The 20,356-nt window shown below is 70.3% G+C and carries 18 protein-coding genes; 16 read left to right on the top strand and 2 right to left on the bottom strand.

Annotation, left to right across the window (positions count from 1 at the left end; all coding sequences use genetic code 11):
• Window positions 1–88: 88 nt before the first annotated feature.
• From ACFUPX_RS41785 to ACFUPX_RS41800, 4 genes are all read left to right on the top strand, one after another.
• Window positions 89–808: a hypothetical protein gene (locus tag ACFUPX_RS41785; RefSeq protein WP_383334580.1), complete on the top strand. Its 720-nt coding sequence runs from the start codon at window positions 89–91 to the stop codon at window positions 806–808.
• A gap of 127 nt (window positions 809–935) precedes the next feature.
• Window positions 936–3,278 (top strand): GH92 family glycosyl hydrolase, encoded by a 2,343-nt coding sequence (locus ACFUPX_RS41790; RefSeq protein WP_383334553.1) that lies wholly within the window; start codon window positions 936–938, stop codon window positions 3,276–3,278.
• A 205-nt stretch (window positions 3,279–3,483) separates the two neighbouring features.
• Complete coding sequence (locus tag ACFUPX_RS41795) at window positions 3,484–4,848, top strand: wax ester/triacylglycerol synthase family O-acyltransferase (RefSeq protein ID WP_383334582.1); 1,365 nt, start codon at window positions 3,484–3,486, stop codon at window positions 4,846–4,848.
• Window positions 4,849–4,918: 70 nt separating this feature from the next.
• Window positions 4,919–6,424, top strand: a complete 1,506-nt coding sequence (locus ACFUPX_RS41800; RefSeq protein ID WP_383334555.1) for an SDR family NAD(P)-dependent oxidoreductase — start codon at window positions 4,919–4,921, stop codon at window positions 6,422–6,424.
• Between the two features lie 85 nt (window positions 6,425–6,509).
• On the opposite strand, the gene ACFUPX_RS41805 is transcribed toward ACFUPX_RS41800, so the two are convergent.
• A complete protein-coding gene (locus tag ACFUPX_RS41805; RefSeq protein ID WP_383334557.1) occupies window positions 6,510–7,343 on the bottom strand; it encodes an SDR family oxidoreductase in 834 nt (277 codons plus the stop codon).
• Window positions 7,344–7,650: 307 nt separating this feature from the next.
• On the opposite strand from ACFUPX_RS41805, the gene ACFUPX_RS41810 reads away from it, so the two are divergent.
• From ACFUPX_RS41810 to ACFUPX_RS41845, 8 genes are all read left to right on the top strand, one after another.
• Entirely contained in the window at window positions 7,651–7,824 is a 174-nt protein-coding gene (locus tag ACFUPX_RS41810; protein ID WP_383334559.1) for a hypothetical protein, read from the top strand.
• A 108-nt stretch (window positions 7,825–7,932) separates the two neighbouring features.
• Entirely contained in the window at window positions 7,933–8,919 is a 987-nt protein-coding gene (locus tag ACFUPX_RS41815; protein WP_383334561.1) for a YihY/virulence factor BrkB family protein, read from the top strand.
• A 91-nt stretch (window positions 8,920–9,010) separates the two neighbouring features.
• Window positions 9,011–9,451, top strand: a complete 441-nt coding sequence (locus ACFUPX_RS41820; protein WP_383334563.1) for a phage holin family protein — start codon at window positions 9,011–9,013, stop codon at window positions 9,449–9,451.
• The gene (locus tag ACFUPX_RS41825; RefSeq protein ID WP_383334566.1) at window positions 9,448–9,885 is read left to right on the top strand and encodes a DUF3618 domain-containing protein; all 438 of its coding nucleotides are present in this window, start codon (window positions 9,448–9,450) and stop codon (window positions 9,883–9,885) included. The genes ACFUPX_RS41820 and ACFUPX_RS41825 overlap by 4 nt, the downstream gene beginning before the upstream one ends.
• A complete protein-coding gene (locus ACFUPX_RS41830; RefSeq protein ID WP_383334567.1) occupies window positions 9,882–10,148 on the top strand; it encodes a DUF4235 domain-containing protein in 267 nt (88 codons plus the stop codon). Before ACFUPX_RS41825 ends, ACFUPX_RS41830 begins: the two co-directional genes overlap by 4 nt.
• Window positions 10,149–10,310: 162 nt before the next feature.
• The gene (locus ACFUPX_RS41835; RefSeq protein ID WP_383334584.1) at window positions 10,311–12,191 is read left to right on the top strand and encodes a family 20 glycosylhydrolase; all 1,881 of its coding nucleotides are present in this window, start codon (window positions 10,311–10,313) and stop codon (window positions 12,189–12,191) included.
• A 42-nt stretch (window positions 12,192–12,233) separates the two neighbouring features.
• Window positions 12,234–13,883 (top strand): alpha-L-fucosidase, encoded by a 1,650-nt coding sequence (locus ACFUPX_RS41840; protein ID WP_383334569.1) that lies wholly within the window; start codon window positions 12,234–12,236, stop codon window positions 13,881–13,883.
• Between the two features lie 87 nt (window positions 13,884–13,970).
• Entirely contained in the window at window positions 13,971–14,369 is a 399-nt protein-coding gene (locus ACFUPX_RS41845) for a DUF4440 domain-containing protein (protein ID WP_383334571.1), read from the top strand.
• Between the two features lie 61 nt (window positions 14,370–14,430).
• Here ACFUPX_RS41845 and ACFUPX_RS41850 read toward each other — a convergent pair whose 3' ends face one another.
• Window positions 14,431–15,450, bottom strand: a complete 1,020-nt coding sequence (locus ACFUPX_RS41850; RefSeq protein WP_383334573.1) for a LacI family DNA-binding transcriptional regulator — start codon at window positions 15,448–15,450, stop codon at window positions 14,431–14,433.
• Window positions 15,451–15,701: 251 nt separating this feature from the next.
• Here ACFUPX_RS41850 and ACFUPX_RS41855 point away from each other — a divergent pair, with 251 nt between their 5' ends.
• From ACFUPX_RS41855 to ACFUPX_RS41870, 4 genes are all read left to right on the top strand, one after another.
• On the top strand, window positions 15,702–17,009 hold the full coding sequence (locus tag ACFUPX_RS41855; RefSeq protein ID WP_383334575.1) for an extracellular solute-binding protein: 1,308 nt from the start codon (window positions 15,702–15,704) through the stop codon (window positions 17,007–17,009).
• Between the two features lie 23 nt (window positions 17,010–17,032).
• Entirely contained in the window at window positions 17,033–17,965 is a 933-nt protein-coding gene (locus ACFUPX_RS41860) for a carbohydrate ABC transporter permease (RefSeq protein WP_383334577.1), read from the top strand.
• 119 nt (window positions 17,966–18,084) lie between these two features.
• Entirely contained in the window at window positions 18,085–18,906 is an 822-nt protein-coding gene (locus tag ACFUPX_RS41865; protein ID WP_383334585.1) for a carbohydrate ABC transporter permease, read from the top strand.
• Window positions 18,907–18,978: 72 nt separating this feature from the next.
• Entirely contained in the window at window positions 18,979–20,238 is a 1,260-nt protein-coding gene (locus tag ACFUPX_RS41870; RefSeq protein WP_383334578.1) for a glycosyl hydrolase, read from the top strand.
• Window positions 20,239–20,356 lie beyond the last annotated feature (118 nt).

Genomic DNA, 20,356 nt, shown 5'->3' on the forward strand with positions numbered 1-20,356 from the left:
GGCCGGAGCGCCTGTTGCATGAGCGCCAGCTCCGGGAGTGCCAAATTCCGTGGACGCGGACCTGCTCGCTTGGCACGATCACTCCGTGATCATCAAGAACGAGTGGACGAGCGCCGCGGCCCGCAACAACGCCGAGTGGTGCGACGCGGTCTGCCGCGCGCACGGCCTGTCGGGGGAGTTCGACGCCGGGACCTGGAGCAGCGCACGGCGGACGCCGCCGCTGTATCCCGACGGCATCTCCCTCACCCCCGAGGCATCGGCGCGCGACCTGGTGGCCCGGATCGACACGGCGTCACCGGGCTGCTCCGTCAAGGACAGCTTCGCCTGCCTCGATCTGGAGCCGCTGGGCTTCGAGGTGCTGTTCGAGGCCCAGTGGATCCACCGGCCCGCGGGCGCGGCTCCCGCGGGTCTTTCCCCGGCCGTGCGTTGGGAGCCGCTGAAGGGCGCCGATTCCCTGTCCGCATGGGAGGACGCGTGGAGCGACGGCGACGGGAGCACCGCACTGTTCCGCCCCGAACTGCTCGACGGCGCAACGACGTTCCTCGCCGGAACGTCCCGCGACGGAAGGATCGTCGCGGGCGCCGTCGCGAGCCCTGACGAGTCCGTGGTCGGCATCTCCAACCTCTTCGCGACCGGCGACGAGCCGGGCGGGGAGGAGTCCGCCTGGTCCGGCTGCCTGACGGAGGTCGCCAGGCTCTGGCCGGGCCTGCCCGTGGTCGGCTACGAGAGCGGCGAGAGCCTCGACGCGGCTGTCCGCCAGGGATTCAGCCCGATCGGACCCCTGCGGGTGTGGCTGCACACCGCCTGAGCCGCTCTTGGTCTCCTCGTCCTCGGCCCTCTCCCCGCCTCCCACCCCTTGACGCACGCGACGCCACCCCCGAAGAATGATCGCGTTCCGCGCTTTGACAACGTTGTCCAAGGAGGCGTTCCCACCCATGAGATGGACCCAACGGCTACGCGGTACGGGGGTGGCGGTGGCCGCGGCCACGCTCCTCGGGGGAGCCCTCGCCATACCGGCGGCCCAGGCCGCCCCGGCAGGCGACGGTCGGCTGACCGACCTGGTCAACCCGTTCATCGGCACCGAGAACGAGGGGAACACCTACCCCGGGGCCGCCGTGCCCTTCGGCATGGTCCAGTTCTCGCCCGACACCGGGCACAACACCGGCTACGACCACTCCGACACGCACATCCGCGGCTTCTCGACCGTCCATCTCTCGGGCGTGGGCTGCGGGTTGGGCGGCGATCTGCCGGTGCTCCCCACCACGGGCGACGTCAAGGAGACGGACTACGCCAAGTACGCGGCGGAGTTCAGCCACGACGACGAGAAGGCGAGCCCCGGTTCGTACCAGGTGGGCCTCAAGTCCGGCATCGGCGCCGAGCTGACCGCCACCGAGCGCACCGGCGTGCAGCGCTACACCTTCCCCGCCACCGACAAGGCCAACGTCCTGCTCAACGCGGGCCAGTCGCTGCACAAGACGGGCAGCACCAAGGTCGAGATCCTCGACAGCCGTACGGTCCGCACGGCGATCACCGGCAGCGGCTTCTGCCAGGACACCAAGCCGTACACGGTCTACACGATCACGCGCTTCGACCGGCCCTTCACCACGTCGGGCACCTGGAAGGGCGACACCGTCACCGCGGGCTCCAAGAAGTCGTCGGCGGGCGAGGAGCGCAACGGCGCCTACGTCCGGTTCGACACCTCCAAGGACCGCACCGTCGAGGCGACCACCGCTCTCTCGTACGTCGACGCCAAGGGCGCCGCGCTCAACCTCCGTGCGGAGGGCGGGCGTTCGTACGACCGGGTGGAGAAGGCGGCCCAGCGGGCGTGGGAGGACCGGCTCGACGACGTGAAGGCCAAGGGCGGCAGCGAGACCGTGCGCCGCACCTTCTACTCGTCCCTCTACCGTTCGTTCCTCGCGCCGAACATCGGCAGCGACGTCGACGGCAGGTACACGGGCTGGGACCAGAAGACCCACCGTGCCAAAGGCTTCACGTACTACCAGAACTGGTCCCTGTGGGACACCTACCGCACCCAGGCCCAGCTCCTGTCGCTGCTCGCACCGCACGAGTCCCGTGACATGGCGCTCTCCGTCCTGAAGATCGACGAGGAGAGCGGCTGGCTGCCCAAGTGGGGCTACGGCACCGTCGAGACGAACATCATGACCGGCGACCCGGTCACCCCCTTCCTCACCAACGCCTACCAGCAGGGCCTGCTCAAGGGGCACGAGGAGGAGGCGTACCGCGCGCTGAAGAAGAACGCGGACGGTGTCCCGCCGGCCGACTCGGCGCCCGTGGGCCGCGAGGCCAACAAGGAGTATCTGAGCGACGGTTTCGCGCCGTACATCAAGGGCCGTCCGCACGCCAAGCCCGGTGACTCGGACTACGACCACGGCGCTTCCGCGACGCTGGAGTACGCGCTCTCGGACGCGATGCTCGGCCAGATGGCCGGTGAGCTCGGGCACAAGGCCGACGCGAAGCGGTACGCGGACCGTGCGCAGAACTACCGGAAGATCTTCGACGCGTCGACCGGGTTCTTCCGTGCGCGGGACGCCGAGGGGGCCTTCACCGGACCCGCCGACCCGGCCAAGAGCGAGGGCTTCCACGAGGGCACGTCCTGGCAGTACCAGTGGCTCGTCCCGCAGGACCTGCCCGGCATGGTGGATCTCATCGGCGGCAAGCAGGCCACCAACGACCGCCTCGACTCCTTCTTCGCGTACGAGCAGCTCCTGAAGGACCCGGCGAAGACGGCCCGCGAGGTGTGGGTCAACGGCCCCTACGACTACTACAACGCGGACAAGTACAACCCGCAGAACGAGCCCGACCTCATCGCCCCGTACACGTACCTGTCGACGGGTCAGCCGTGGAAGACCACCGACGTGGTGCACGCCGCGCTCACGCTCTTCACGGACGCCCCGACCGGCATGACCGGGAACGACGACCTCGGCACGATGTCCGCCTGGAACGTGCTCTCCTCGATCGGCGTCTTCCCGGTCCAGCCCGGCACGGACACCTGGGGTCTGTCGACGCCCGTCTTCGAGCGCGTCGACCTCACCCTCGACCGCCGCTACTACCCGAAGGGGCGCCTCACGGTGAAGGCGCCGGGCACCTCGGACACCGACCGGTACATCCAGTCGGCGCGCGCGGACGGCGCCGACTACGGCAAGACGTACCTGACGACGGACGACATCCGTGACACCCGCGAGCTCTCCTTCACGGTGGGCGACAAGCCCTCGCAGTGGGGTACGTCGACGCGGGCGGCGCCGCCCGCGCTCAAGTGACGTACGCCGACCGATGATGAAGTGACGTAAGACATACGCCACTTGCGCACCACTAGGCCCGCCTCTCCCAGAGAGGCGGGCCTTAATCTGTTGTTAACTGTGCGTAGCTTGATCGTACTTGACCGTAGTCGCGCAACGGCGCTTGACTGCAGGTCCGTGCCATCCCCCGCATCGCCCTCGACGCGAGAGCAGACCGTTGAAAACGCTGACCACCGAGTCCTCCGACCTGCTCGCACCTCTCGACCTCGCCTTCTGGAACATCGAGTCCGCCGAACACCCGATGCACCTGGGGGCCCTGGGCGTCTTCGACGCCGACTCGCCGGACGCGGCAGAGCGAGCCGCCCGGCTCCTCGCCTCACGTGCGGCCGGCGTGCCCGGACTGCGGCTGCGGATCCGTTCGGTCTGGCTGCCGGTGGGCGGCGCCGTCCGGCAGCCCGCGCCCGCCTTCGACCCGCTGGACCACGTCGGCCTCGCGGAGCCCGTGCGGGACTTCCAGGCGGCGGCGGGCGCGCTCATGCAGCGCCCCCTGGAGCGCGGCAGGCCGCCGTGGGAGGCGCATGTGCTGCCGGGGCACGACGGCGCCTCCTTCGCCGTGCTCTTCAAGTTCCACCACGCCCTCGCGGACGGCCTGCGCGCCCTGATGCTCGCTGCGGCCGTCATGGACCCCATGGACCTGCCCGCCCCGCGCCCCGCGCCCGTGGGGCCCGAGGCCTCCGGGTGGTCCTGGCTGCCCGACCCGCGCAAGCTGCCGGGCCTCGTCCGCGACACCGTCAGTGACGTGGGGCAGGCCCTGGACATCGGCTCGTCCGTGGCCCGCGCCACCCTGGGCGTACGGTCGTCGGCCGCCCTCACGTCACAGGCCACCGGCACGCGGCGCACCGCGGGGGTGCTGCTCGACCTGGACGACGTGCACCGGGTGCGCAAGACCGTGGGCGGCACCGTCAACGACGTACTGATCGCCGTGGTCGCCGGCGCCCTGCGCCGCTGGCTCGACGAGCGGGGCGACGGCAGCGAGGGCGTGGAGCCGCGCGCCCTGGTCCCCGTCTCCCGGCGCAGGCCGCGCGGGGCGCAGCCGCCGGGCAACCGGCTCTCCGGGTATCTGGTCCGGCTGCCCGTCGGCGATCCGGACCCGGTCGCACGGCTGCGGACGGTGCGGGCCGCCATGGACCGCAACAAGGACGCGGGCCCCGGCCGAGGCGCGGGCGCGGTCGCCCTGCTCGCCGATCACGTGCCCTCGATCGGCCACCGCATCGGCGGCCCCGTCGTCGCGCAGGCCGCCCGGCTGCTCTTCGACATCCTCGTCACCAGCGTCCCGCTGCCCAGCCTCGGCCTGCGGCTCGGCGGCTGCCCGCTCGCCGCCGTCTACCCCTTCGCGCCGCTCGCCCAGGGGCAGGCGCTCGCCGTCGCGGTGTCGACGTACCGGGGCCGGGTGCACTTCGGTCTGGTCGCCGACGCGGCCGCCGTGCCGGACCTGGACGTTCTGGCGCGCAGCGTGCGGGAGGAGCTCGCGGGGCTCGTCGAAGCGTGCGTAAACCGTCCGCGTTTGGTAGAGGGGCCCGTCGCTACGTAAAGTTCTCTTCTTTGGAGCTTCCGCGGTCACTCCGACGAGCCGCGGCATGAGTGACGCGAGGACAGCGGCGATGACGGTGACAGAGGACAGCCTGGAGGCTGCCGGTTCGACCGAAGAGGCCGTCGATTTCGGCCCCGGCATCGACCCCGACCGGCTCGCCGTCTGCCTCGCCGTGCTCGACGAGCTGGACGATCTCGAGGTCGACCACCCCGACGCGATCGCGGTGCGCCGCGCCACCGCCGGGGTCTACCGCACCGTGAAGCAGCGCCGCCGTCAGGAGCGCAGGGCCGCCAAGACCGCGCACGACAAGGCCGTCACCGAGTCCACCGCCACCGGCTCCGCCGAGCGCATCGACGACGAGACCGAGGGCCTGCTGCCCTCCTCGCAGACCGAGGAGGGCCGGATCGCGGGGATACTCCAGCGCCCGCGCTCCTGCTACACCTGCAAGACCCGGTACGTGGAAGTCGACTACTTCTACCACCAGCTGTGTCCGGACTGCGCCCGTCTGAACCGGTCCAAGCGCGACGCCCGCACCGACCTCACCGGCAAGCGCGCGCTGCTCACCGGCGGCCGCGCCAAGATCGGCATGTACATCGCGCTGCGCCTCCTTCGCGACGGCGCCCACACCACCATCACGACGCGCTTCCCCAAGGACGCCATCCGCCGCTTCAAGGCGATGGACGACTCGGCCCAGTGGCTGCACCGCCTGGAGGTCGTCGGCATCGACCTGCGCGACCCGGGCCAGTCCGTCGCGCTCGCCGAGCAGGTGGCCGCGGCGGGACCGCTCGACATCCTGATCAACAACGCGACGCAGACCGTACGGCGTCTGCCCTCCGCGTACGCGGCCCTGGTCGACGGCGAGGGCGCGCCGCTGCCCGCAGGGGAGCTGCCCGCCCACTCCGTGATCGGCGCCTTCAACTCCGGCGCGGTGGACGGCCTCGCCGCGCTGCCCGTCGGCACCAGCGGCCTGGAGGCGCAGCAGGTCGCCGACCTCGCGCTCGTCGCGGGCAACGCCAGCGTCGCCCGGCACCTCGACGGCACCGCCATCGACGCGGGCGGCCTCGTCCCGGACGTCGTCGACAGCAACACCTGGGTGCAGACCATCGAGCAGATCTCCCCGGTGGAGCTCCTCGAAACCCAGCTGTGCAACTACACCTCGCCGTTCATCCTGATCAGCGCGCTGCGCCCGGCGATGGCCGACGCCGCGAAGAAGGCGTCGAGCGGCCGTTCCTACGTCGTGAACGTCTCGGCGATGGAGGGCGTCTTCGGCCGCGGCTACAAGGGCGCGGGCCACCCGAACACGAACGCCGCGAAGGCCGCGATGAACATGGTGACGCGGACCAGCGCCCAGGAGATGTTCCAGAGCGACGGCATCCTGATGACCTCGATCGACACCGGCTGGATCACCGACGAGCGCCCGCACTTCGACAAGCTGCGCCTGGCCGACGAGGGGTTCCACGCCCCGCTCGACCTGATCGACGGCGCGGCCCGGGTCTACGACCCGGTCGTGCGGGGCGAGGCGGGCGACGACCTGTTCGGCGTCTTCCTCAAGGACTACGCACCCGGCAAGTGGTAGCAGCGGGTCGGCGGCCGAGGGGCCGCCGGCCTTAGACGGCTGTCTTATACGGGCGTACGTTGCTGACGCCCACCGGAGCGGCGGGTCAGGCCTCGCCCGTGGCCTCGGGCATCGCCGCCCGCAGCCGCTCGTGCACGGCGTACGCGGCGGTCCCTCCCGCCGCTGCCCGCACCCTCGTCCCGCCGTCCACCAGCACATCCGCGCCCGTCACCCATTCGGCCGCGTCCGAGACCAGCCATGTGACGGCCCGCGCGACGTCCTCCGGCTCGCCGATGCGGCCGAGCGGCAGGCTCGCGGCGAGCTGTTCCTCGGCGCCCTCCCAGGCGAAGCGGGCCATTTCGGTGCGGATGAGGCCGGGGGAGACGGAATTGACCCGGACCAAGGGCGCGAGCTCCCCCGCGAGTTGGGCGGTCAGGTGCAGGAGCGCCGCCTTGCTGGTGCCGTACGCGCCCACGTTCGGGCCCACATGGGAGGCGCCCTCGGTGCAGATGTTCACCACCGCGCCACCGTGCTCGCCCATCCAGGCCCGCCAGGCGAGCTGCGTCAGGCGCAGGGCGGCCTCGACGTTCACGGTGAAGGCCGCGCGCCACCGGGTGAGGTCGACGTCCATCAGCGCGCCGTAAGGGGCGTTCGTCGCGGCGTTGTTCACCAGCACGTCCAGCCGCCCGAACGCGCGCACCGCGAGCGCCACGCACGCATCGGCGTGGGCGGAATCGGCCACGCCGCCCGCGCATCCGAGGGCCTGCGCGCCGTCCGCGCGCAGTTCCGCCACCGCGGCCTTCAGGGCGTCCGGGTCCCGGGCGGTGATGACAAGGCGATGTCCGGACTCCGCGAGGCCGCGCGCGACGGCGAGCCCGATCCCTCGCGAGGCTCCGGTCACCAGAGCCACCGCGCCTTCCCGTGCCTGCGCAGAAGTCATCCGCGTACGGTCCCATGGAGGCCTGGAAAGGCCCATGGGTCCGACCCGTTGAGGGAATTTCGGCCCGCGGGCCACCCCCACACCGTGACCAACTGTCCGAAATCCACTCCTTCGGCGGAACCCATAGAGCGCGGGCGCGCTCATTTGGTTAATGTGAGGCGAACGGACGGTCTCCAGGGGATCCACAAGCACCCCTCGGCCGCCCCGGGACAGGCTCGCCACCGTGGCCGCGCTCCCGCCTCGACAACGGCGCCACCGCGACCGAACAGCCCTAGTCCTTCCGTTACGCGACACAAAGGAGTGCGCGGTGACACCAGATCTGACGAAGCAGGAAAAGCGACCGGCGGAACACAGCAGCGAGCGGGCCGGCAGACCACGCAAGCTCAGCAACCTGGACTCGTGGGCGAAAGCGGCCCCGATCCGGCTCGCGGGCTACGAGGACGACCTCGCGGAGCCGCACATCCTCCCCGGTATCGACTGATCCCGCCGCTTCGCCGCGTGCCCCTTGCCGACTCCGGCAGGGGGCACCGGCGTGTGCGGGTCGCCCGCTTCGCGCATGGTCGGGCGGTTGCGGGTTACTCCGGAGAGTATGAACGGGACATCGGATGCCGAGCGCAGCGCGGAACGCGCGCCGGAAGAACTGACGCAGTTGTCGAAGCGGTCCTGGCGGGCCGTGCTCACCGGAGTGATCCGTGAGTTCAAGGACGACGAGCTGACCGACCGGGCGGCGGCGCTGACCTACTACGGGGTGCTTTCGCTCTTCCCGATGCTTCTCGTGCTGGTCTCCCTCCTCGGTGTCGTGGGGAAGTCGGCCATCGACTGGCTGCTGGAGAACCTCGAGAAGCTCGCGCCGGGTTCGGCGCGGGACATCATCGGCGACGCCGTGCGGCAGCTTGAGGGCCGGGGCGGTGTCGGCTCCCTCATGGCCGTGGTCGGCATCGCGCTGGCGGTGTGGGCGTCCTCCGGGTACGTGGGGGCGTTCATCCGCACCGCCAACGCCGTGTACGACATGCCCGAGGGGCGGCCCATATGGAAGGTGCTGCCGGTCCGGGTGGGCGTGACGGTGGTGCTGCTCCTGCTGGCCGTCGTCAGTGCGCTCATCGTGGTGTTCACCGGCGGTCTCGCGCACACCGTGGGGTCCGCCCTGGGGTTCGGCGACGCGGCCCTGACCGTGTGGGCGATCGCGAAGTGGCCGGTGCTCGTCGTGCTGGTGACCATCATGATCGCGCTGCTGTTCTGGGCGACGCCGAACGTGAAGGGCCGCGGCTTCAAGTGGGTGACCCCGGGCAGCGTGATCGCCCTGGTGATCTGGCTGATCGCATCGGCCGGGTTCGCCTTCTACGTGGGAAATTTCGGTTCCTACAACAAGACCTACGGCGCTCTCGCCGGGGTGATCGTCTTCCTCGTATGGCTGTGGATCAGCAACATCGCGATCCTGCTCGGCCTGGAGTTCGACGCGGAGCTGTCACGTCAGCGCGCCATCGCCGGTGGTCTTCCCGCCGAGGAGGAGCCCTACGTGCCGCCCCGCGACACCCGCGCGTGGGACGAGCAGGACCAGCGGCGCATGGCGGAGTGAACACCGCCCGCCACGATCGCCGCACTCGACCATGTGCCGATGCCGGAGATCGGGGTACTCGGCCCGCAGAACAGACAGGAGGTTGATGACGATGGCCCAGACAGGCCCGCACACCACGGACCGTGACAGCAGCGGACGGACCGCCCCCGCCAGTGAGCCGGTGGGCGACCTCGTGCAACGCGCGTCGCAGCAGCTGACGGAGCTGGTGCGCGGCGAGATGCGCCTGGCGCAGGCGGAGATGAAGGAGAAGACCAGGCGCTACGGCAAGGGCAGCGGGTTGTTCGGCGGAGCCGGTCTCGTCGGCTTCCTGACCCTCCAGGCTCTGGTCGCCACCGCGATCGCGGCGCTCGCGGTGCCGCTTCCGGTGTGGGCGGCGGGGCTGATCGTCACCGCCGTCCTCGGTCTGATCGCCGCGGTGCTCGCGGCGACCGGCAAGAAGGAAGTCGGCCGGGCCGCCCCGCCGATCCCCGAGCAGGCCATCGGCGGCGTGAAGGCCGATGTCGCAGAGATCAAGGAGAGTGCACAGCGATGAACCAGCCCGACAAGCACACCGCGGGATCCGGGGAACTGCGCGCGAAGGTCGAGCAGACCCGCCAGGATCTCGGCGAGACGGTCGAGGCGCTTGCGGCCAAGGCGGACGTCAAGGCACGTGCGCAGGAGAAGGCGGTCGCGATCAAGGGCCAGACGGCCACGAAGGCCGCGGAGCTGGGCGAGCAGGCGGTGGCGAAGGCCACCGAGGCCGCCCATGTGCTGCAGGACAAGGTGCCCGACCAGGTCAAGGACAAGGCCGCCGCCGCCACCGGTCAGGTGAAGGCCGCGGCGGGACAGGCCTCCGAGGTGTGGCAGGACAAGGCGCCCGAGCAGGTCCGTAACCACCGCACCGCCTTCCTGGCGGCCAGTGGCGCGACGCTCCTCGCGACGCTCGTACTGGTGCGGCGCAAGCGGAAGCACGGGAGCGCGCTGTGAAGGCTTCGAAGATCGCCTACAAGCCGGTCGGTCTCGTGCTCGGCATGCTCGCCGGTGCGGCCGCGGGCGGGCTTTTCAAACAGGCGTGGAAGGTGGCCGGCCACGACGAGGACGCACCCGACGCCACCGACGAGGACCGCGGCTGGGGCGAGATCCTGCTGGCGGCGACGTTGCAGGGAGCGATCTTCGCCGTGGTCAAGGCGGCCGTCGACCGGGGCGGCGCTGTCGCCGCGCGTCGGCTGACCGGCACGTGGCCGGGCTGACCGGCGCCTGACCCGGCTGTAGGCCGCCCGACCGACAGACGGCCCCGGATTCATCCGATGGGTCGGTGCGTGGCAGCGTAAATGTCCAAGTCCCCGCAGCGCTCAATGCATTGACACCCTCACGGGGCGCTTGAATCATCGGATGTCATGACTGACATGCGCATGATGCTAGCGCCCCGTGCGCGGCTCCGTCGGTGGAGAAGCGCCGCAGTGGCCCTGCTGCTGCTCGCGGCGCCCGTCCCGGCGGCTCGGGCCGCGGGGGCGTCGCAGCCCGCGGACCCGCCCCGTACCGTCCCCGCCCTCACCGACTGGTCGCCGGGCAAGGGAAGTTACGCCTACGGCCCCGGCGCCCGGCTCGTCGCGCACGGGAAGCCGGCGCGCGAGGTCGCCCGCACTCTCGCGGACGATCTGCGCGCCGCGGGCGAGGGCAGGGTGCCGGTCACCGGCGGCGCCCCGCGTGACGGCGACATCGTGATCGACGTCGCTCCCGCGCGCAAGAGGCCCCTCGGCGCCGAAGGCTACGAACTCCGGGCGGGCGAACGCCTGGAGATCACCGGCGCGACGGAGGCCGGAGCCTTCTACGGGACCCGCACCCTCCTCCAGCTCCTCGCCCAGAGCGACCGCGTACCCGCCGGACGTACGGTCGACGTGCCCCAGTACAAGGAGCGCGGGGTGGGCGTCTGCGCCTGCTACATCCACGTCTCGACGCCCTGGCTGGAGAACCTCGTACGCGACATGGCGTACAACAAGCAGAACCAGCTGCTCCTCGAACTCAAGGTGAAGAGCGACGAGCACCCCGAGGCCAACAGCTGGGGCTACTACACCAAGAGCGAGATACGCCGCCTCGTCGCCCTCGGCGAGAAGTACCACGTCACGATCGTTCCGGAGATCAACTCGCCCGGCCACATGGACCCTTGGCTGGAGAAGCGCACCGACCTCCAGCTCACCGACTCCGACGGCAAGCCGCAGTCGTCCCGCCTGGACATCACCAAGGACGAGGCCTTCGCGTACTACACGAGCCTGATCGACGAGTACGCGGAGGTGTTCCCCGCGAAGTCCTGGCACATGGGCGCCGACGAGTACATGCTCGGCTCCGACTTCGCCAAGTACCCCCACATCCTTGAGTACGCGAAGAAGAAGTACGGCGAGAAGGCGACCCCGCAGGACGCCTTCGTCGACTTCGTCAACCGGGTGCACGCCTACGCGACGGGCAAGGGTAAGCGGCTGCGCATCTGGAACGACGGCCTGACCGGCGCGAACACCGTCCCCGTGGCGGCCGGGACGAGCGTGGAGCACTGGCTCGACGTGAAGACGAAGCCGAGCAGCCTCATAGCGCAGGGCTACCCGTTGCAGAACGCCGCGTACTCCCTCTACCTCGTCCGCGGCGGCTTCCACACCAACACCAAAGCTCTGTACGACAAGGCGTGGGACCCGCGCGACTTCGAGGGCGAGAAGCTCGCCTCGCGGGACGGCATCACCGGGGCGAAGATCAGCCTGTGGCCGGACAACGGCCGGGGCGAGACCGAGAACGAGGTCGCGGCCTCGATGGCGATGCCGCTCAGCCATGTCGCGCAGGTGACCTGGGGATCCGCGCACCCGGATCCGACGTACGCCGACTTCGCCGCACGCGCCGAGTCGGTGGGCCACGCGCCTGGGTGGCGGGACCTGACGAAGACGTCTGTGGCGGACGGAACGTACACCTTGCGGGACACCGAGGGGCATGCGAAGCCCGCCGCCTACGAGATCAAGCGCACCGCCGACGGCTACGTCACGCTGAAGTCTGCGGCGGACGGCGCCTGCTTGGAGACGCGCAGCGGCAAGCTCACGCTCAACGTGCCGCTGGAGCCCGGGAGTGCCGTCACGCGGGAGACGTGCGACGCGGGAAACACCCTGCAGCGGTGGCAGTTGGCGAAGTCGGCGGGCGGCTACCGCCTGACGAACGCGATCACCCAGATGTCCGTGCGTGTCACCGATGACGGCCGCCTCCAGCAGTACCCGGCGGACCAACAGGCCCCGGCGTCCTGGACCTTGGCAGCTCGCTGACCGCACTTCCCCCTCCGACCCGACAGGGAGACCCGCACGCCCATGACTGTCAGCAGACGTCTCTTCGTGACCGCCGCCGTCACCACCGCGGTCGCCGCGTCGAGCAGTTCCCTCGCCCTCGCGGCACCCGGCTCCACCGGAGCGGCCGCCACCGCGGTGGCCCCCGATCCGCCCTACCGCATCGCGATCGGCCCCAAGGACTCCCCGGACGCGGTCATCGCCAAGGCCTCCCAAGTCCGGCCCACAGAGCGACAGATCGCCTGGCAGCGCCTCGAGCAGACCGCGTTCCTGCACTTCGGGGTCAATACCTTCACCGGCCTCGAATGGGGCACGGGAGACGAGGACCCCGACGTCTTCCAGCCGTCGGGCCTGGACACCGACCAGTGGGCGCGGGCCCTGCGCGACGGCGGCTTCAAGCTCGCCATCCTCACGGTCAAGCACCACGACGGCTTCGTGCTCTACCCCTCCCGCTACACCAAGCACAGTGTGGTGAGCAGCAGTTGGCAGGCCGGAAAGGGCGACGTACTGCGGTCGTTCGCCGACTCGCTGCGCCGGTACGGCATCAAGGTGGGCGTCTACATCTCGCCCGCCGACGAGAACCAGTATCTGCACGGCGTCTACGCCAACGGCAGCGCGCGCTCGCGGCGCACCATCCCCACGCCGGTGGAGGGCGACGACCGGGCGGCCGAAGCCGCCGCGCGCTCCTTCACGCTCGACGCGACCGACTACGGCGCGCACATGCTGAACCAGCTGTACGAGGTGCTCACCGAGTACGGGACGATCGACGAGGTGTGGTTCGACGGGGCGCAGGGGCGCATCCCGCCGGAGAAGGTCGAGACGTACGACTGGGACAGCTGGTACGCGGTCATCCGGGCCCTGGCGCCGAACGCGACGGTCGCCGTGCGCGGGCCCGACGTCCGGTGGGTCGGCAACGAGGGCGGCCTCGCGCGCGAGAACGAGTGGAGCGTCGTCCCCGTCAAGGACTCGGGGAACGGGAGCGTCGACTACGCCCTGAAGTACGACGCGCCCGACCAGGGAAGCCGGGAGGCGCTCGGTGAGGCGAGGGCGGTCGCCCAGTACGTGCAGTGGTGGCCGGCGGAGTGCGACGTCTCGATCAGGCCGGGTTGGTTCTACCACGAGGACGAACAGCCCAAGTCCGTCGAGCAGTTGACGGACATCTGGTTCCGCTCGGTGGGCCGCAACTCCGTACTGCTCCTGAACGTCCCGCCGGACAGGCGGGGCCTGCTCCCGGAGGCGGACGTCGCGCGGCTGCGGGAGTTCCGCGAGCGGATCGGGCGCGAGCTGCCGCAGGACCTCGCGCGGGGTGCGCGGGCCCGCGGCGACGGCAGCCGTCCGTCACAGGCGGTCGACGGCGACCCGGACACGGCATGGGTGGGCCCGGCGCCCTCCAGGGGGACGCTCACGGTGGACCTGGGCCGGGCGCGCGAGGTCGACCGGATCCGGCTGGGGGAGGACATCCGGCGGGGCCAGCAGCTGGAGCACGCGGTGATCGAGGCGCGGCTGTCCGCAGCGGCCGGGTGGTCCCTCGTGACCGAGGTGGACACGGTGGGGGCGAGCCGGGTCCTGACGCTGGCGACCCCGGTACGGGCGCGGGAGTGGCGGCTTCGGGTGACGGGGTCGCGCGGGGCGGTGCGGATCGCGGAGTTCGGGCTCTACCGGTCGCGGGTGTAGGAGTCTCCTCGCGGGGGCCGGGCTCGTGACCACGGGCCCGGCCCCCGACGAAGTCGCCCCAGCGGCAGCGGTGTTAGCGTCGCGGCCATGTCCAAGAACGAGATCGACGCCGTGACCGCCGAGTTCTTCGGCGCCTTCGACAACGTGGGCGGCAAGACCGCCGACGTGGCCCGCATCCGCCGACTCGTCATCCCGGGTGGCGTGATCGTCAAGACCGGCCCGCAGTTCACGGTCTACACGGTGGGGGAGTTCATCGAGCCCCGGCAACGGCTCTTGAGCGACGGCAGGTTGGTGGAGTTCTCCGAGTGGGAGACCTCCGAACGGACCGAGATCGAGGGAGACATCGCCTCACGGTTCGGCGCGTACTCCAAGTCCGGGGTGCTGGACGGAAAGCCGTTCGAGGGAGGCGGCACCAAGACCATCCAGTTCGTCCGCACCCCGGAAGGCTGGCGGATCGCGGCGTTCTCCTGGTACGACACGCCCTGACGGTGCCGGGCGCGGTGTCGTCGACTCCCGACGGAGCCGTACCGGCGGGGTACGACACCGCTCAGCTCCCGCCCGCCGCCCGCCCCGTGCTCTCCCGCTCGATGAGGCTGGGCAGGGGGACCTGGACCGTGGCCGCGGGGCCGTCGTCCAGGAGCGAGAGGAGTTCGCGGGCCGCCGTCCTGCCGAAGGACATCGTGTCGCGCGACAGTGCCGTCAGCCAGGGGTGGACCATCCGGCACAGCGCCGAGTCCTCCCATGCGATCACCGAGACGTCTCCCGGCACGGTGAAACCGAGCGAGGCCGCCGCGGCTACCCCGGCGACGGCCATCACGTCGTTGTCGTACACGAGAGCCGTCGGCGGTGACGCGCCGCCCAGCACCCGCTGTGTCACCGCGGCGCCCTCCGCGTCCGAGTAGTCCGTGGTCACCGAGCGGACCTCCGACAGGTCGCGCCGCTCGGCCTCGGCCCGCAGCGTCCGGATCCGCCGCTCGGTGTGGGCGAGGCCGGGCAGCCCCGCGATGTGCACGATACGGCGGTGCCCGAGCGCGTACAGGTGGTCCACGACCGACGCCATCGCCCCCGCGTCGTCCGCCCAGACGGTGGAGAGGCCGGGGTGGTGCGCCTGCGGATCCGGCACGCCGCCGGTCACCACCGCGGGCAGTCCCAGCTCGTCGAGGAGCGCCGGGCGGGGGTCGTCCGTGCGCGGGTCCACGACCAGGACGCCGTCCACCCGGCGCTCGGCCCACCACCGCTGGTAGACCGCGCACTCGGCGGTCACGTCCTCCACCACCTGGAAGAGCAGGCCGAGCCGACGCTCCGCGAGGACCTCCTGGATGCCCGCGATCAGCTGCAGGAAGAACGAGTCGACGCCCAGCGTCCCGGCGGGTCTCGCCACCACGAGCCCCACCGTCGCCGCGCCCTCACCGGACAGCGCGCGAGCCGCCGTGCTCGGATGCCAGCCCAGCTGCTCGGCGACCCTGCGGACCCGGTCGCGGGTGACGTCGGATACTCCGGGCCGGTCGTTGAGCGCGAAGGACACGGCGCTCTCGGAGACTCCGGCGCGGCGGGCGATGTCCTTCATGGTCGGCCGGCGTGCCGGGGACCGCTTGCCTTGCACCGGTGTTGCCCCTTTCCTCTGGTGCGCATACTAATGCGCTTGAGCCAGCACACTCTAAAGCGCTTTAGTCGATCCCCGCAAGAAGTTCAACGTACTTCTCTGACCTGGCAAGTTGGTAGAGATGTCAAGCAATGGTCACCGAATCCATTGACTTTTAGCAGGAGTTCCATGCAAGGTCTGCCTCACGCTGGGCCGAGCAAAGGAGCCGTTTCACCGTGCGCATCTCCCACCACCCCCGCATCCCCCGAAGGGCAGCCGCCGCTGCCGCCGTTCTCGCCGTGCTGCTGCCGCTGAGCGCCTGCGGCGACGGAGGCGACGGCGGCGGCTCGACCGACGCCTCCGGCAAGGTCGAGGGCGAGATCACCTTCCAGACCTGGAACCTGAAGGCCAACTTCAAGTCGTACTTCGAGGGCGTCGTCGACGGCTTCGAGAAGAAGTACCCGGGCACGAAGGTCCACTGGGTCGACCAGCCCGGCGAGGGCTACGCCGACAAGATCAGCGCCGACGCCGCGGCCGGCACCCTCCCCGACGTCGTCAACGTCTCGCCCGACCTGGTGGCCCCGCTCGCCAAGGCCGGGCTCGCGCTCGACCTGGACAAGTCCGCGTCGAAGTACGAGAAGGAGTACCTGCCGGGGGCGTGGAAGAGCCACCAGATACCGGGTACGGAGGGCACGTACGCCTTCCCCTGGTACCTGAACACCGGGCCGCTCTTCTACAACAAGCGGATCTTCAAGGACGCGGGGCTCGACGCCGACAAGCCCCCGACGACGTTCGACCAACTCTTCGACGACGCCCTGACGTTGTCGAAGGAGACCAAGGGCAAGACCGCCACGCTCGCGAACGTCCCCACCATCGAGGACTTCGGGCGTTACGGCGTCCCGCTGATGGACAAGGACGGGACCAAGTTCACCTTCAACGGTCCCAAGGGCGTCGAACTCCTCACCAAGTACAAGAAGTTGTACGACGCGAAGGCGCTCGACGGTCAGGCGCTCACCGCGACGCCGGAGTCGACGGGCAAGAAGTTCCTCACCGAGGCCGTCGCCATGAACCCCGGAAGCGCCCTGGACCTCGGCAAGTTCAAGAAGGACGCGCCCGGCCTCTACAAGAACATCGGGATCACCCCGCAGATCACCAACACCGGCAAGGACAACATGTACGTGATGGGGGTGATGGTGAACACCCGCACCAAGCAGACGCCCGCCGCGGTGGCCTTCGCCCACTACGTGACGGACGCGCAGCGGCAGATGTCCTTCGCCAAGAAGGTGGCGATCTTCCCGAGCACGGAAGGCTCGCTCGACGATCCGTACTTCACCAAGCAGGACGGCACCGACGACACGCGCGTGCGCGTCGCCGCCGCCAAGTCCATCAAGACCGCGGTGAATTACACGCCCGTGCTGTTCAGCGAGCAGATGAAGATCGAGCTGCGCAACGCCGTCGCCCGCGCGCTGCAAGGCAAGCAGAGCCCCAAGGAAGCGCTTGACAACGCTGTCAAGAACTGTGACCGGCTGCTGAAGCAGAGCTGAGAAGACGACCCGGGACCACCGCCATGAAAAGCTCCAGCGCCGCCGCCGTTCCCCGTGCCGCCGCCGACCGCGGTCCACGCAGCCGCATCCGGCGACAACTGCCGTCAAGTCCCTGGCTGTTCGCCGCCCCCGGACTGCTGATCGTCGGCATCTTCATCCTCTATCCGTTCGTCAGCACGCTCATCAACTCCTTCACCGACAAGCGGACCCTGATCCCGGGGGAGTACGTCGGCCTGGACAATTTCCGGGAGTTGCTGCACGACGACATGTTCTGGATCGGCCTTCGCAACTCGACGCTGTACATCGTCGGGGTCGTCCCGGCGCTCGTCCTGCTGCCGTTGCTGCTCGCGATGCTGGTCCAGAAGCACATCCCCGGCATCACCTTCTTCCGGTCCGCCTTCTACACGCCGGTGGTCGCGTCCATCGTCGTGGTGGGCCTGATCTGGGTGTGGATGCTGGATGAACGGGGTCTGGTCAACGCGGTGCTCGAGGCGGTGGGCGTCGGCTCGGTCGGCTTCCTCAGCGATCAGTGGCTGCTCCTGGGGAGCGCCATGGCCGTCACGGTCTGGAAGGGCCTCGGCTACTACATGATCATTTATCTGGCCGCGCTCGCCAACGTGCCGCGCGAACTGCACGAGGCGGCGGCCGTGGACGGCGCGGGATCCATCCGCCGCTTCTTCACGGTCACCGTCCCCGCCGTGCGCTCCACGATGGTCCTGGTCGCCGCACTCTCCTCGGTCGCCGCCTTCAAGGTGTTCTCCGAGGTCTATCTGATGGCCGGACCCAACGGCGGCCCGGCCGGCGAGGACACCACGCTCGTGATGCTGGTGCAACGCGTCGGCACCGGACTGACCGGCCGCGTCGGATACGCGTCGGCCATCTCGGTCGTCGTCTTCGTCGTCACCGTCGCGCTGATGCTGCTGGTGCTGCGCGCGGACCGCAAGGAGGACGCGTGAGCATCGCGACGGACACGCGAAAGGCCGAGCAGGCACAGCGGAAGACGGCAGGGAAGGGGCAAAAGGGCGCCGGTGGTGCCCGCAAGCGCGGGCGGATCACCGACGAGAACGGCCGCCGGATGCCCGTGTGGGAGATCGTCCTGCGCTACGCACTCCTGCTCGCCGTACTGGCGCTGATGATCGGCCCCTTCCTGTGGCAGCTGTCCACCTCCCTGAAGGGCCCGCACGAGAACATCTTCAGCTCCCCGCCCAAGTTCCTGCCCGGCAGCCCGACCCTCCACAACTACGAGCGGGTCGCCGACACCATCCCCGTCTGGGACTACGCGCTCAACTCCCTGAAGGTGGCCGCCGCCAACGTGGTGACCAACTGCGTGGGCGCCACGCTCGCCGGCTACGCCCTCGCGCGCCTGCGCTACCGGGGCCGCAGGGCAGCCACGATCGTCTTCGTCCTGGCCATGCTGGTGCCCGTCGAGGGCATCATCATCGCCCAGTTCACGACCATGCGGGAGCTGGGCCTGAACAACACCCTCATCGGTGTGCTGCTGCCCGGCTGCGTCTCCGCGCTCAACGTCCTGCTGATGCGCAACGCCTTCCTGAACCTGCCGTACGAGATCGAGGAAGCCGCGTTCGTCGACGGCGCGAACGTCTGGCAGCGGTTCCTGCGGATCGCCCTGCCCGCGGTCAAGGGCACGCTCGCCGTGGTGGCGATCTTCGCCTTCATGGGCGCCTGGGACGACTTCCTGTGGCCGCTGATCGTGCTGAGCGACCCGGACAGGTTCACCCTGACCATCGGCCTGAACTATCTGCACGGCACCTTCGCCAACGACGAACGGCTCGTCGCCGCGGGCACGGTCATCGCCGTGCTTCCGCTGATCGTGCTCTTCGCCTGTCTCCAGCGGTACTTCTTCCGCGGGGTGGGCGAGGGAGCGGTCAAGGGCTGAGCCGAGCCGCCGTCCCCCTCCGGGCAATTCCCTTCCCGGCATCCCCCCGCACCCCCGAGAACCAGGACTCGCATGCCTCGTACGACACGTGTTCCTTCCGACGCGCCGCGCTTCGGAGCGAACTACACCCCAAGCCAGGGGTGGTTCCACCACTGGCTCGACTTCGACATCGACGCCGTCCGCGCCGATCTCGACGCGATCGCCGGGCTCGGGCTCGACCACATCCGGGTCTTCCCGATCTGGCCGTACTTCCAGCCCAACCGCACCCTGATCCGGCCGCGCGCCGTGGAACAGCTCGTCGCCCTCGCGGACGCCGCCGCCGAGCGGGGACTCGACGTCAACGTCGACGGGTTGCAGGGGCACCTGTCGAGCTTCGACTTCCTGCCCGCGTGGACGCAGACGTGGCACCGGCGGAACATCTTCACCGACCCCGACGTGGTGCAGGGCGAGGTCACCTACCTGCGTACGCTCGCCTCCGCGCTCGCCGACCGGCCGAACTTCATCGGCATGACCATCGGCAACGAGGTCAACCAGTTCTCGGCGGGCCCGCATCCCGATCCGGACCGCATCACGCAGGAGCAGGCGGGGGAGTGGCTGCGGCGGGTGCTGGCCGCGTGCGAGGAGGGGGCGCCCGGCAAGCTGCATCTGCACGCCGAGTACGACGCCGCCTGGTACCAGGACGACCAGCCCTTCACCCCGGCCCAGGCCGCGCGGCTCGGCGGTGCGACCGCCGTGCACTCCTGGGTGTTCAACGGCACGGCCCAGCGGTACGGGCGTGAGGGGGTCGCCACCGCGCACCACGCGGCGTACATGATCGAGCTGTCCAAGGCCTGGGCGGACGATCCGCACCGCCCCGTCTGGCTCCAGGAGGTGGGCGCGCCCGCTCCTCTCATCCCCGCCGAGCACGCGGCGGCCTTCACCGAGGCGACGGTGGAGGCGGCGCTCGACTGCGGGGACGTGTGGGGGGTGACGTGGTGGTGCTCGCACGATGTGTCTCGTTCGCTCGCGGACTTCCCCGAGCTCGAGTACAGCCTGGGTCTGCTGACCAACGAGGGGCGGGTCAAGCCGGGGGGCGAGGTGCTGGGGCGCCTCGCGAAGGAGTGGCGGGGGCGGGAGTACGCGCCCGCGGTGCGGGGGACTGCCGTGGTGGTCGACGACTCGCCCTCGGAGCGGTCCGCGTGTGCGCCCGGGGGCGCGGTGTTCGAAGCGTTCGCCCGGCTCGTCGCGGACGGGGTCAGGCCCACCACCGTGCTGGCCAGCAGGGCGGGTGACCCGGCGCACTTGGCTGCGCGGGGCATCACGGAGGTCGTGCGGCCGGGGGAGGTCAGCTAGCCACCAGACCTTTCCCCACCCCGCCCCTTCCCGAGAACCGTGCCTGCGCCCCGGACCTACCTGGGGCTCCGCCCCAGACCCCGGACAAGATGTCCTCAAACGCCGGACGGGCTGAAAC

The organism is Streptomyces sp. NPDC057302 (assembly GCF_042667685.1).
Classification (GTDB): domain Bacteria; phylum Actinomycetota; class Actinomycetes; order Streptomycetales; family Streptomycetaceae; genus Streptomyces.

Bases quoted from the DNA above. Each gene is read 5' to 3' on its own strand.
- ACFUPX_RS41790 (WP_383334553.1), top strand. From the start codon at position 936: ATGAGATGGACCCAACGGCTACGCGGTACGGGGGTGGCGGTGGCCGCG.
- ACFUPX_RS41800 (WP_383334555.1), top strand. From the start codon at position 4,919: ATGACGGTGACAGAGGACAGCCTGGAGGCTGCCGGTTCGACCGAAGAG.
- ACFUPX_RS41805 (WP_383334557.1), bottom strand. From the start codon at position 7,343: ATGACTTCTGCGCAGGCACGGGAAGGCGCGGTGGCTCTGGTGACCGGA.
- ACFUPX_RS41815 (WP_383334561.1), top strand. From the start codon at position 7,933: ATGAACGGGACATCGGATGCCGAGCGCAGCGCGGAACGCGCGCCGGAA.
- ACFUPX_RS41820 (WP_383334563.1), top strand. From the start codon at position 9,011: ATGGCCCAGACAGGCCCGCACACCACGGACCGTGACAGCAGCGGACGG.
- ACFUPX_RS41825 (WP_383334566.1), top strand. From the start codon at position 9,448: ATGAACCAGCCCGACAAGCACACCGCGGGATCCGGGGAACTGCGCGCG.
- ACFUPX_RS41835 (WP_383334584.1), top strand. From the start codon at position 10,311: ATGATGCTAGCGCCCCGTGCGCGGCTCCGTCGGTGGAGAAGCGCCGCA.
- ACFUPX_RS41840 (WP_383334569.1), top strand. From the start codon at position 12,234: ATGACTGTCAGCAGACGTCTCTTCGTGACCGCCGCCGTCACCACCGCG.
- ACFUPX_RS41845 (WP_383334571.1), top strand. From the start codon at position 13,971: ATGTCCAAGAACGAGATCGACGCCGTGACCGCCGAGTTCTTCGGCGCC.
- ACFUPX_RS41850 (WP_383334573.1), bottom strand. From the start codon at position 15,450: ATGAAGGACATCGCCCGCCGCGCCGGAGTCTCCGAGAGCGCCGTGTCC.
- ACFUPX_RS41860 (WP_383334577.1), top strand. From the start codon at position 17,033: ATGAAAAGCTCCAGCGCCGCCGCCGTTCCCCGTGCCGCCGCCGACCGC.
- ACFUPX_RS41865 (WP_383334585.1), top strand. From the start codon at position 18,085: ATGCCCGTGTGGGAGATCGTCCTGCGCTACGCACTCCTGCTCGCCGTA.
- ACFUPX_RS41870 (WP_383334578.1), top strand. From the start codon at position 18,979: ATGCCTCGTACGACACGTGTTCCTTCCGACGCGCCGCGCTTCGGAGCG.